The organism is Hydrobacter penzbergensis (genome assembly GCF_900106985.1).
GTDB classification, from domain to species: domain Bacteria; phylum Bacteroidota; class Bacteroidia; order Chitinophagales; family Chitinophagaceae; genus Sediminibacterium; species Sediminibacterium magnilacihabitans.
Map to the genome: position 1 here is coordinate 455,615 of NZ_FNNO01000001.1, position 12,684 is coordinate 468,298.

11 protein-coding genes are annotated in these 12,684 nt (G+C 45.9%); 4 read left to right on the forward strand and 7 right to left on the reverse strand.

Translation table 11 applies throughout. From position 1 onward, the window contains the following. The first annotated feature begins 279 nt into the window (after positions 1-279). Positions 280-1,641 (forward strand): sigma-54-dependent transcriptional regulator, encoded by a 1,362-nt coding sequence (locus BLU98_RS02110; protein WP_092721569.1) that lies wholly within the window; start codon positions 280-282, stop codon positions 1,639-1,641. After that, positions 1,638-2,981 (forward strand): sensor histidine kinase, encoded by a 1,344-nt coding sequence (locus tag BLU98_RS02115; protein WP_092721570.1) that lies wholly within the window; start codon positions 1,638-1,640, stop codon positions 2,979-2,981. Before BLU98_RS02110 ends, BLU98_RS02115 begins: the two co-directional genes overlap by 4 nt. 3 nt (positions 2,982-2,984) lie before the next feature. Here the strand turns inward: BLU98_RS02115 and BLU98_RS02120 are convergent, their stop codons facing one another. From BLU98_RS02120 to BLU98_RS02135, 4 genes are read right to left on the reverse strand one after another with little or no spacing between them, the layout of a single operon-like run. After that, a complete protein-coding gene (locus tag BLU98_RS02120) occupies positions 2,985-3,332 on the reverse strand; it encodes a carboxymuconolactone decarboxylase family protein (protein ID WP_092721571.1) in 348 nt (115 codons plus the stop codon). 31 nt (positions 3,333-3,363) lie between these two features. Beyond that, positions 3,364-3,924, reverse strand: a complete 561-nt coding sequence (locus tag BLU98_RS02125; protein WP_026769618.1) for an NADPH-dependent FMN reductase — start codon at positions 3,922-3,924, stop codon at positions 3,364-3,366. 4 nt (positions 3,925-3,928) lie between these two features. Further along, entirely contained in the window at positions 3,929-5,434 is a 1,506-nt protein-coding gene (treF, locus tag BLU98_RS02130; RefSeq protein WP_257574648.1) for an alpha,alpha-trehalase TreF, read from the reverse strand. A gap of 22 nt (positions 5,435-5,456) precedes the next feature. Further along, entirely contained in the window at positions 5,457-6,677 is a 1,221-nt protein-coding gene (locus BLU98_RS02135) for an MFS transporter (protein ID WP_092721572.1), read from the reverse strand. Between the two features lie 234 nt (positions 6,678-6,911). Between BLU98_RS02135 and pulA the strand changes: the two genes are divergently transcribed. Beyond that, positions 6,912-8,894: a type I pullulanase gene (gene pulA / locus BLU98_RS02140; RefSeq protein WP_092721573.1), complete on the forward strand. Its 1,983-nt coding sequence runs from the start codon at positions 6,912-6,914 to the stop codon at positions 8,892-8,894. A gap of 111 nt (positions 8,895-9,005) precedes the next feature. Then, the gene (locus BLU98_RS02145; protein WP_092721574.1) at positions 9,006-9,497 is read left to right on the forward strand and encodes a hypothetical protein; all 492 of its coding nucleotides are present in this window, start codon (positions 9,006-9,008) and stop codon (positions 9,495-9,497) included. Here BLU98_RS02145 and rfbD read toward each other — a convergent pair. Genes rfbD through BLU98_RS02160 form a run of 3 tightly spaced genes read right to left on the reverse strand, consistent with a single transcriptional unit; the run spans position 9,490 to position 12,683 of the window. After that, positions 9,490-10,377 carry a dTDP-4-dehydrorhamnose reductase gene (gene rfbD, locus BLU98_RS02150; protein ID WP_092721575.1) on the reverse strand — a complete coding sequence of 296 codons (888 nt, stop codon included), beginning with the start codon at positions 10,375-10,377 and terminating at the stop codon, positions 9,490-9,492. The genes BLU98_RS02145 and rfbD overlap by 8 nt on opposite strands. 11 nt (positions 10,378-10,388) lie before the next feature. After that, on the reverse strand, positions 10,389-11,372 hold the full coding sequence (locus BLU98_RS02155; RefSeq protein WP_092721576.1) for a UDP-glucuronic acid decarboxylase family protein: 984 nt from the start codon (positions 11,370-11,372) through the stop codon (positions 10,389-10,391). A gap of 9 nt (positions 11,373-11,381) precedes the next feature. After that, the gene (locus BLU98_RS02160) at positions 11,382-12,683 is read right to left on the reverse strand and encodes a UDP-glucose dehydrogenase family protein (protein WP_092721577.1); all 1,302 of its coding nucleotides are present in this window, start codon (positions 12,681-12,683) and stop codon (positions 11,382-11,384) included. Position 12,684: the final 1 nt, after the last annotated feature.

Genomic DNA, 12,684 nt, shown 5'->3' on the forward strand with positions numbered 1-12,684 from the left:
TTCATTACGATGTGTTACAAGCCATTAACCGCGCGCATTCGATACAACAACTGTCCGCTTTTGATACACTTGTAAGAACTTCTTAGTGTATGAACCCCACGAGGTGGGCCAACTGGTGGAAAAGTTCGGTAGCATGTTGTGCGTTTATGATACAGTAGTTGTCCGGTTTCGATACAGTGCTGTATTGAGACTACACAGTATGGATAATTGTTTGTCATCACTTTGTATTTGTGGTATCATTGTAGCACTAATTACGCCAGCTATAAATTCTCTCCGGGCATGCAGTTCAAAAAAGCCTCCATACTGGTCATAGATGACGATACCGATGTATTAACGGCCGTGCGCCTGTTGCTGAAACCGGAAGCAGGACAAGTAGTTACAGAAAAGAACCCCGAACAGATCCGCTTTCACCTGGCCCAACAGTCTTTCGACGCGATATTGCTGGACATGAATTTCAACAGCGCCGTCCATACCGGCAACGAAGGATTGTTCTGGTTGAAGAAGATCAAGGAATTGCGTTCAGATGCTGCGGTGATCATGATCACCGCTTACGGAGATATTGACCTCGCCGTACGATCGCTGAAAGAAGGCGCTTCAGATTTCGTGATAAAACCATGGCACAATGAAAAATTGATCGGCACCATCAAGGATGCACTGAAACGAAAAGAAAACAAAACTACGAGCGGCATGGTACCCGAGTCAGGCTCTATCATAGGCACAGAACTGATCGGCCGTTCAGACGCGATGCAGGAAATATTGCTGAAACTGGAAAAAATTGCCCCTACCGATGCCAACATCCTCATATTAGGTGAAAACGGTACAGGTAAGGATTTGATTGCAAAAGCCATTCACCAGCATTCGCTTCGGGCACAAAAACCATTTGTAAAAGTGGATGTAGGCGCCTTAACAGAAAGCCTCTTCGAAAGCGAATTGTTTGGTCATAAAAAAGGCGCTTTTACCGATGCGAAAGAAGATCGCGCCGGCAGGTTTGAAGCAGCAAACGGCGGTACACTCTTTCTCGATGAAATTGGTAATATCAGCCTCCAACAGCAAGCGAAGCTGTTAACGGTATTGCAAAACCGGCAGATAACCAGGCTGGGCAGCAATGAGTCCGTACCGGTTGATATCAGATTGATATGCGCTACCAACCTGCCTATTATGGAACTGGCCAATGAAAACCGTTTCCGCAAAGACCTGGTCTATCGCATCAATACCGTAGAGATCATGGTACCACCATTGCGCAAAAGAGGTAACGATATTATCCTGCTGGCTAAACATTTCAGTAACCTGTACAGCAATAAATATTTAAAACCAACACTGGAACTGGATGATAATGCGCTGGACAAACTGTTGCATTATCATTTTCCGGGGAACATACGGGAGTTACAATATACCATTGAAAGAGCCGTCATTATGTCCGATGGTGGCGTATTGGAAGCAAAAGACCTGATCTTTTCACCCATCGAATCGGCACCCGAAGAATCATCGTCAGTCCCCGTAGAACTGAAACTCAGCGCCGTTGAAAAAAACACCATTCGCCGCGTTATTGAAAAGCACCATGGCAATATCACCAAGGCAGCAAAAGAACTGGGAATCACACGCACTGCACTCTATCGCCGCCTAAGCAAATACGATATATGACACAGGGAAATACAGCATGGCGGATAGGCATAAGGATAGTACTGCTTTTTGCAGCGCTGTTTGCCACTGCATTCATCCTGATAAAAGGCTGGTTCCCGTATCTGCTGATAGCCATCCCGGTTACTATTTACCTGTCAATTGAATTGTACCGTTTTCATAAAAAAACACACGATGAACTGCAACAGTTTGTAGAAGCTGTGCATTACCGGGATTTTTCCCGGCATTTTGATATCAAGCATGCACCGGTTGACCTGCAACCTTTGAGAAAAGGGTTCAACGAGATCAATACAACATTTAAAACCATCACCAGGGAAAAGGAAACCCAATACCAGTATTTACAAAAGATACTGGAACTGGTAGATACCGGCATCTTATCTTATGAAGAGCAAGGAGGTGAAGTAGTATGGATGAATGAATCGCTGAAACGCATGCTGCAACTGCCCTATCTTAAAACCATCCACTCGATGGAAAAGCGGGATGCGGCGTTGTATCAGGACATCATTGCATTAAAACCCGGCGAAGGAAAGATCACCACCGCGCAGCCCGAAGCGGCTTCGTTTAAAATATTGCTGTCTGCCACTTCCTTCCAGACCGACGGGAAAAAATACAAACTGATCGCTTTCCAGAACGTAGACGAAGCCCTGGATGAAACAGAATCAAAAGCCTGGCAGAAACTGCTGAGCGTAATGACACATGAAATCATGAACTCGGTGGCGCCCATTTCCTCTCTTGCCGACACGCTAAAGAACAGGTTGCAGCAATCGGCGCCTTTGCTCAAACACCATCCCGGCGCAGTAGACGACCTTGAGTTGGGTATCGAAACCATCAAGCGCAGAAGCGAAGGCTTGCTGAAATTTGCCGAGACCTACCGTAACCTGAATAAGATCACCACCCTCAATCTTACAAAAGTATATGTACGGGATCTGTTTGAAAACCTGCACCGGTTGATGCAACCCACCCTGGAACAGAAAGAGATTGAACTGGAAATCATTCTCAAAGATCCCGACCTGATGCTGGAGGCTGATACCAACCTGGTAGAACAGGTACTGATTAACCTGGTGGTGAATGCGATCGAAGCGGTAAAATCGACCAACCAGCCCAGGATCATTTTAGCCGGTTACCAATCCGGCAATGGCAAAACCATTATCAAGGTCGCTGATAACGGATTGGGTATACCAGCCGAGATCATGGATAAGATTTTCATCCCATTCTTCAGCACCAAAAAACACGGCAGCGGTATTGGGCTGAGCCTTTGCAAACAAATCATGATGCTGCACCGGGGAAATATCCAGGTACAAAGTGCCACAAGCGAAGGGACTGTTTTTATGCTCTTATTCTGATTTTTACAACGAAGATGTCTTGGCATCAAAAGCATCCAATACCCTTGTAGAGAAAACCAATGCAGCTCCGGCATTCACGGCAATCGCAACGCTCAATGCTTCTACGATCTCTTCTTTCGTGGCTCCTTGTTTAATGGCAGCATCGGTATGAACTGTAATACATCCATCGCATTCGCGTGTAACAGCTACTGCCAGTGCAATCAACTCTCTTACTTTAGCACCTAACAGGTTGGTGGCATTGCCTGCTTCACTCAGGCCGCGATAGCCTTTAATAATTTCGTGGTTGATCCTTCCGATCTGGACATTGCCAGCTGCTATTTGTTTTTGGTATTCATTCCAATCAAGCATCATAATGATTTGATTTTGGGTTAAATAAAATGATTCAATGTTTGTCCATCTTCCCTTTTGCTTCCATGCACCAGGTCATTTCGTGTAAAAATGACCTGGCAAATTTTTGTATCAATGGGCTTGTTACATGCCCATGCTCATCGTAGTCATCCTGCACATTGCCTACGCGAAACATCGATGGCACTACCCATGCACCTATTTTCCATAAAGAGAATAATAAAGATGTCATTACCTGCGAACCTCCATACTGTCCGTTCGATACCGTAGCCAATCCAATGGGTTTTCTTCTCCATTCTGCATACAAAACGTCTATTGCATTTTTGAGACTGGCAGGATATCCCCCGTTGTATTCCGGTGTAACGATCAGGATGCCTTCGGCATGCTTGATCCTTTCGGCAAATTCTACCAAAGAAGGTAACGGGTTCTGCATTTCGCCGAGCCGCTGGTCGAAAATGGGAAAATCGTATTCCTGCAGGTCAAGTATTTCTACAGAACCTAATTCGTGCTCTTCTATGAATTTTTTGAAGAACAAAGCCACCCGGTGACTCATGCGTTCTTTTCTGATACTGGATGAAATAATGGTGATCTGGTGCATAAATTTATGTATTGATATTGTATTTTTTTGCCAGCGCCGCACAAACGCCGTTCGTCCATCCGAACCCATCCTGCCCAGGGTATTCGCCGCCACCCGCTTCCAGGTGCATGTCTATTACATTGTATTTTTCCATCAGTTTGCCTGTGCGTTTGTACACTTCGTTATTCAGGTTCAGCCACCGGGTGGCGATCTCCTTTGCCAACTCATGCGACCCCATTTTTTCCAGTGCTATGATCGTCATCCATTGCAGGGGCGCCCAACCATTGGGATGGTCCCATTGCTGCCCGGTATGCTGTGTAGCGGTTACAACTCCCCCGGCACATAAAAAATGTTCCCTGATCGTATCACTTACCCGCTCATATTCCGTTAATGGATCAACACCAAACAGGAACAAAGGCACCATCCCAGCCAGTGTGATCATTTCTTTTTGTTTTTCTTCCTTCCAATCATAATCAACATAAAAATTTTTATGACTGTTCCAGCAATAAGCATCCATCGCTGCTCGCCTTTTCCTGGCAGCAGACAGGTATTGGTCTTCCTTCTCTTGCATGCCCGACTGCCGGTAGGCTTCACTGATCATCATTTCCTGGAACAAAAGCAACGCATTCAAATCAACCGGAATGATATCGGTAGTGTGGATGGTATACAACGACTTACCATCTTTGAACCAGCGGCTGCTGAAATCCCAGCCCGATTCTGCTGCCGCTCTCAGGTTGCGGAACAATATTGCCGGCTCGCTGGCTGATCGTTGCGCCAGCTCCCTGTCTTCCCGGTACGATTCAGGCCTTGGTGTATCGTACTCATCCCAAAACCTGTTGAGTATGGATCCGTCCGGCATCCGCACTATGTGGTGCAGCGCAATCTGTTCATCGCTTAATTCAGTTTCCCCGCGCATCCAGAACTGGTATTCCTTTTCCAGTTGTGGCAGGTATTGACTCTTCACCTGCTCTCCTTTAGTCTCTGCCAGCAGGCTCACCATCATTGCAAAAAAAGGCGGCTGCGACCGGCCCAGGTAATAGCTGCGGTTTCCATTCGGTATATACCCGATGATATTGATGAGGTGGGCAAAATTCTGGATCATGTGCTCCATCATAGCTGTCCTGCCCGATGCCTGCAAGCCCAGCAAAGTGAAGTAACTATCCCAATAATAAATTTCCCTGAATCGCCCACCCGGAACGATATAAGGATAAGGAAGCGGGATCAAAGAGCCTTGCTGTGTATCCGGCTTACGGGTGAGGGCCGGCCAGAGTGATTCAATATGCTCCAACATGGTAGCGTTGCTTTGTGCAACAAAGTCAACGGCTGGGGCAGCAGGTAATGTAAAATAACGCCGTACAAATGAAGTAAGATCAAAGTCAGGCTTGTGTTTCTCTGCTTCGTATGTGTTCAGGATATCCGGTATTCCTGTTTTGGGTGCGCAATCCACAAAAGTCTTTCCATCAGGGAAAATCCTGTTCATCTGCACTGCTTCAAACAAAGAAGTACGGAAAAAATCAACCGTCATTTTCATGTTCATTTTATTGAAACAGTTTTCAAGTCTTTTGTTTCTGTTGGAACCCGTAAAAAAACCACAAGCATAACAGCAAGACGGCCATGGGTGCCAATGAAAAATAAAACGCTTTTCCCCCGCCAATGTGTTTGAATAAATATCCTACCAGTCTTGACCCCAAAGTGCCTCCAATAGCTGAAAAGAAAACGAGCAGGGATGCCATGGGACTGTGAAACTTTTTCTCTGTAGAACTGAGTACAAAAGAATTGACCAACGGGTAAATGGGCGCCAGGAAAAAGCCGATCAACGGGAAAACATAACCAATCACCGGCACATCGGCAAAAGAAAGGATCTGCCTTGGCGCCAGGTTCTGCGCTGCCGGCAACACCAGCCAGACGATGATCGCTGCACCTGCCAGGCAAACAAATAGCATGAAGAACCAGGATATTTTCTTTACCAACAGCGCCGATAAATACCGTCCTAATGCGATGGACAGCATGAGAATGACCGCCATATAAATGCTGGTTGTCTCGGGCAGGTGCAATACTTTCTGATTAAAAGTAGGCAGCCAGCTCATGATGCCCTGCTCTGTCATCACATACATGAAAGCAGCAACGGCAAAAACCAGCACCAGGGGTCTTTTGATCAGTTTTACCATTTCCACAAAATCATCTATCACCGATGTTCCCGGAATTTCATAATCCGCTTTAAAATCTGACAATAACAACACCAAAAAAGATACGGCTATCAATCCTGCCAACAGCAGGTATATGCGCAGCCATGCATTCGGGTTGGTATCGCTGTAGAAAAAAGGGAAAGCAATGAATCCGGCGGCAATACCAATCATAAAACAGCTCTCCACTGAACTGAGCAGGCTTTTGTGTTCTTTTTCATCATTGGTTACCACACCTATCAATGCATACACAGATACTTTGATAACGGCAAAAGAGACGCCCACACAAGCAAACATCAATTTAACCGTTGCAAATGAGTTACCAAAATACATAGTAAGGCAACCGGCAAAGACCAACGCCAGGGCCGCCAGCATGCCTTTTTTATAACCCAGCCTGGGCAGGAAGGAGCCTACAAAAAAAGACACAAAAGCAATGGAAAGGTCTTTGAAAGCTTCCAGGATACTGGCCTGCAATTCATCTACATGATATGAATTGATGGATTTCTGGATCAATATGCCTACACTGTTGAGCAGTATGGCGAATACAAAATAGTTGAGGAATAAGGATATCCTGATCTTTTGGTTTGACATGGCAGCTGTTTGAAAAGACAGCTTTAAAATAAGGTTTTCTGTCTAGAATATCTTGTATTGAACCGAAATTCATTATTCTTGCCATAAGCCATGGTTTTTAATACGTAGTAATTAAACATATATTAAAAACGAGATAATCCACATTAAAAGTGAGCTACTGTGGGAATGGTGTGGGTTTGCTGTGGTTTTAGTATCAACCAATAGTATATTTATCGGCCTTCAAACCCCTTTTACATGAAACCAAAGTATTCATTACCTGTTTATGTATTGTTGTTGCTTTGTGCTACTGTCTGCGCTCAAAGCGATCTTCATAATGATCCCGTCTATTCCGGCAAAGATTTGGGCGTTCGTTATAAGGGTGCAATAACCTCTTTTAAAATTTGGGCGCCCCGGGCATCAGAAGTGCTGTTGCGTTTATACGCAGCTGGCGATGGCGGCCAGCCGCTGGAACAGATAAAACTGCTGCCAGCCCGGCAAGGCATATGGGAAACCATTGTCCATAAAAACATTGTCAACCGCTATTATACTTTCCAGGTAAAACAGGATGGTAAATGGTTGGATGAAAGTCCTGATATCAATGCAAAAGCCGTAGGCGTCAACGGCAAACGTGGAATGGTGGTTGACCTGAAAACCACCAACCCGGTCAACTGGGCTAAAGATAAAAAACCACTGCTTAAAAATTTTACCGACATCATCATCTATGAATTACATGTACGCGACCTGTCGATCAGTCCCACTTCCGGCATTCACCACAAAGGAAAATTTCTGGGTCTTACCGAGACAGGAACACGCAATGCAGCCGGTGAAAAAACGGGGCTCGATCACCTGGCCGAATTAGGTATTACACATGTACACCTGTTACCTTCTTTCGATTTTAATTCCGTAGATGAAACCAAACTTTCATTGAACAAATACAACTGGGGCTACGATCCGCTCAACTACAATGTACCGGAAGGATCTTATGCTACTGACCCTTACAATGGCAATACACGTATCAAAGAGTTCAAACAAATGGTTCAGGCCTTGCACAACAGGGGGTTGCGTGTGATATTGGATGTGGTGTATAACCACACAGCCAATCTTGCATCTCCTTTCAATCAGTTTGCACCCGGTTATTTTTATCGCCATAAAGCCAACGGTAATTATTCCGATGCCACCGGCTGCGGCAATGAAACCGCTTCAGAAAAAGTCATGATGCGCCAATTCATGATAGCTTCTGTAGCATACTGGGCCAGGGAATACCATATCGATGGCTTCCGTTTCGATCTCATGGGTGTGCACGATATTGCTACTATGAATGCCATCAGTGATACGTTGCACAAGATTGATCCAACCATTTTCATCTACGGTGAGGGGTGGACTGCCGGAGAAAGTCCGCTGGACGAATCGCTGCGTGCAGTTAAACAAAATACTTACCAGCTACACCAGATCGCGGCGTTCGGCGATGAAATGCGGGATGGCCTGCGTGGACCTTTTGCCGATGTAAAAGAAAAAGGGTTCATCAGTGGAAAAACGGGCACAGCAGAAAGCATCAAATTCGGTATTGCAGGCGCCGTGCAGCACCCACAGATCAACTACAAGCAGGTGAATTATTCAAAACGCGCCTGGGCCGCAGAGCCTTATCAATCCATCAGCTATGTTTCCTGCCATGATGATAATACGCTGTTCGATCGCCTGCTGATCGATAACCCTGGTGCCTCGGAAGAAGACATTATCAAAATGGATAAACTGGCTCAAGCCATTGTACTTACCTCCCAGGGTGTTCCTTTCCTGCATGCCGGAGAAGAAATGCTGCGTACCAAAAAAGGTGTAGCCAATTCTTTTGAATCGCCCGACTCCATCAATGCACTCGACTGGAATCGTAAGACACAATATAAAGCAGTATTCAAGTATTATCAGTCACTCGTTGCCTTGCGCAAACACCATCCTGCTTTCAGGATGCCTTCCGCTCAAATGATCCGGCAACATTTAACTTTCCTTGAAACCAACGATCCTTTGCTCATTATGTATACACTATCAGGTCACGCCAATGGAGACAAGTGGAAAGATATCCTGGTTATATTGAATGGTAACAGGCAAGCCCGAACGGTACAGTTGCCCCCGGGTTCGTGGATACTGGCTGCCGATGGAGATAACATCAATGAAAAAAGCATTCAAAAAGTGACCGCTTCCAACATGTTGATACCCGCCACTACGGCATGCATACTCTTCAGGTAAGCGTGCACGGAAAACCAGCAGAGCACTCGCTGCCAAAGAGTTTAACATGACCATAACAAACTAATAGCAAAATAGTATTAAGGAAAACACTATTTTGTATAAAATTCATATATGAAATCAATTTTATTCGCACTATGCTTACTTATTTCCAGTGCCGGCTTCAGCCAAACCGACACTACAAAAACAGTGCTTACTGAAGGTACCGTAGTAAAAGTGAAAACAGTAACAGAGTTAAAAGGGAGCGAATTAAAAGTAGGGGATATTGTAAACTTCGAATTGGCACAACCCATTATAATCAATGATAAAATCGTTGTCAATCCCGGAGCAAAAGCCACCGGTTCGGTTACTTCAGCAGCCGGTAGTAAGGCTTTGGGCAAAAAGGGAAAACTGGAGTTCAGTATTGACTACCTGTATTTACCTGGTGGCAAAACCGTTAAATTAAAAAGTTCTGTTGCGGCAAATGTTAAAGGAAGAGGAGCCACTACAGCAGCAGTATCTGTTTTGGTTTCCCCGCTGGGTTTATTGTGGCACGGGCAGCAAGCTAAATTTCCTCCCGGCACTGTTTTCTCAGCTTATGTAGACCATGATACGGTGCTTAATTAAGCAGGTTGATGGTGTTGTGCGAAAGGCATGTATGAAGTTGTTGCTTCCAATCTTTCAATACAATGCCATAATCGGCCTGTATAGCAGTTGTATCGAGCACTGAATAAGCCGGCCGTTTAGCCGGTGTGGGATAAGCAGCAGTAGGAATGGGTAACACTTCACACTGCATACCGGCTGCGGCTTTGATGGCGAGGGCAAAATCGTACCAACTGATGGCGCCTGCATTGCTGTAATGATAAATACCATAATGCGCATGGCCATGCTGCATAGATTCAATCACCTGCATCAATACTTCGGCCAGGTCTGCGGCATAAGTAGGTGATCCAATCTGATCATGCACCACTTTGATCTCCGGTCTTTCTTTCATCAGCCGCAACATGGTCTTGACGAAATTATGGCCATGTGAACTGTACACCCATGAAGTGCGTATGATGACCGACTGCTCGCAATGTTCCAATGCCAATTGTTCTCCCATGTACTTGGTATATCCATAGTAATTGACCGGATCGCAGGCGGTACCGGTAGTATACGGCGCTGTTCCTTTTCCGTCGAACACATAATCGGTGGAAATGCCCAGGTACACGCAGCCATAACGATGGCATTCTTTGGCGATCATACCGGCAGCCGTTGCATTGACCGTGTAAGCAGTTTCCTGGTCGGTCTCTGCTTTATCAACCGCCGTATACGCCGCGCAGTTGATGACATAATCTGGTTTGATGTTCTCAAAAAAAACGGGAATGGTTTCCGGTTCACTCATATCCATGTCTTCCCTTCCTGCAAACAGGAAATCAAACGCTCCGGCAAACCGGCCCGACAATTGCAAGAGTTCCCAGCCCAGCTGCCCGTTTTTTCCTGTAACAACAATTAGTGGTTTTGGCATGGGCTGAACAGTTATTTATGTTTTCCGAATTCTTTGGGTTGCTTCGACCATTCTGCTTCCGGCAGCGATTTGAAATAGTCATACGTTTTTTTCAAACCGGCTGCCCTGTCTATTTTAGGCTCCCAATTGAGTAATTGTTTGGCTTTGCTGATATCCGGCTTTCTTTGTTTGGGATCATCTACAGGCAAGGGTTTATATATGATCTTCACTTTCGATCCCGTCAGCTTCAACACTTCTTCTGCAAAATCTTTCAACGATATCTCGTTCGGGTTACCGATGTTCACCGGCTTGGCATAATCACTCAACAGCAAACGGTAAATACCTTCCACCAGGTCGTCTACATAACAGAAAGAACGTGTTTGGCTGCCATCTCCGAATACCGTCAGGTCTTCTCCCCTCAATGCCTGGCCAATGAATGCAGGCAATGCCCTGCCGTCGTTGAGGCGCATACGCGGTCCGTATGTATTGAATATGCGCACGATCCTCGTTTCCACACCATGATAAGTATGGTACGCCATGGTGATGGATTCCATGAACCGTTTGGCTTCATCATAAACACCACGTGGCCCCACCGGGTTCACATTACCCCAGTATTCTTCCGTTTGCGGGTGTACCAATGGGTCGCCATACACTTCACTGGTGGAAGCCACCAGTATCCTGGCTTTTTTTTCTTTAGCCAGTCCCAAACAATTGTGTGTACCCAATGCGCCTACTTTCAATGTTTGGATGGGTATTTTCAAATAGTCGATCGGACTGGCGGGCGATGCAAAATGGAGGATATAATCGAGGTGACCGGGCACATGGATGAACTTCGATACATCGTGGTTATAAAATTCAAAGTTCTTCAGTTTGAACAGGTGTTCAATATTGCGCAGGTCGCCTGTAATCAGGTTGTCCATACCAATCACATCATTGCCTTCTTTTACAAAACGGTCGCACAGGTGAGATCCGAGAAATCCGGCGGCCCCTGTGATGAGTATTCTTTTTCCTGACATATTAATAATTTAAGGACGTCCTATGCTTTCGTAATGATAGCCCAGTGCGGCCATCTGTTTCACTTCAAAAAGATTGCGGCCATCGAAAATGGTTTTGTTCTTCAACCGCTCTCCGATCATTTCAAAATCGGGGGTGCGAAATTCACTCCACTCGGTAGCAATGATCAACGCATCTGCACCTACCAATGCTTCGTACTGGTTCGCGGCATATGCTATCTGGTTGCCCAGTGTCTTTTTAACATTGGCCATCGCTTCCGGATCAAAAGCAATCACGTTGGCTCCTTCTGCTGTCAACGCTTCAATCAGGCTCAGGGCCGGCGCCTCGCGTATATCATCGGTATTGGGTTTGAAAGCCAATCCCCACAAGGCAATACGCTTCCCTTTCAATGCCCCTTTGAAATAAGCTTTGACCTTGGGCAGCAGGTGTTTCTTCTGCAATTCATTCACCGACTCCACTGCCTTCAATATCTTGAAATCATAATCTGCTTCTTCCGCAGAACGGATCAATGCCTGCACATCTTTGGGAAAGCAACTACCCCCATAACCAATACCCGGGAACAGGAATCGCTTGCCAATGCGCTCATCACTGCCAATACCACGGCGCACCATATCTACATCGGCTCCCAGCTTTTCGCAGAGCTGTGCGATCTCGTTCATGAAAGATATCTTAGTAGCTAAAAAAGAGTTAGCAGCATATTTCGTGAGCTCGGCTGATCTTTCATCCATATAGATCACCGGGTTACCCTGGCGAACAAAAGGGGCATACAGATCGCCCATCAGTTTGCGGGCTCTCTCAGATCCTGTTCCGATCACTACCCTATCCGGCTTCATGAAATCATCTACCGCCACACCTTCTCTCAAAAACTCCGGGTTGCTCACCACATCGAACGCTCCTTTATAATGTGCAGCAACAGCACTGTGTACTTTCTGTGCAGTACCCACCGGTACTGTACTTTTATCAACAATCACTTTGTAGTCCTTCATTAATTTGCCCAATTCATCAGCCACACCCAGCACATAACGCAGATCAGCTGCCCCGTCTTCACCGGGTGGTGTGGGCAGGGCCAGGAAAATGATGGGAGCGCCTTCGATGCCTTCAGCAAGGCTGGTGGTGAATTTCAAACGGCCTTCTTTGAGGTTGCGCAGAAATAATTTCTCCAGTCCCGGTTCATAGATGGTGATCTCTCCGTTGCTCAGCTTCTCTACCTTGCTTTTGTCAATATCCACACAGACTACTTTATTGCCCGTTTCGGCAAAACAAGTGCCCGTTACCAATCCTACATAACCCGTTCCTACAACTGCAATCTTCATA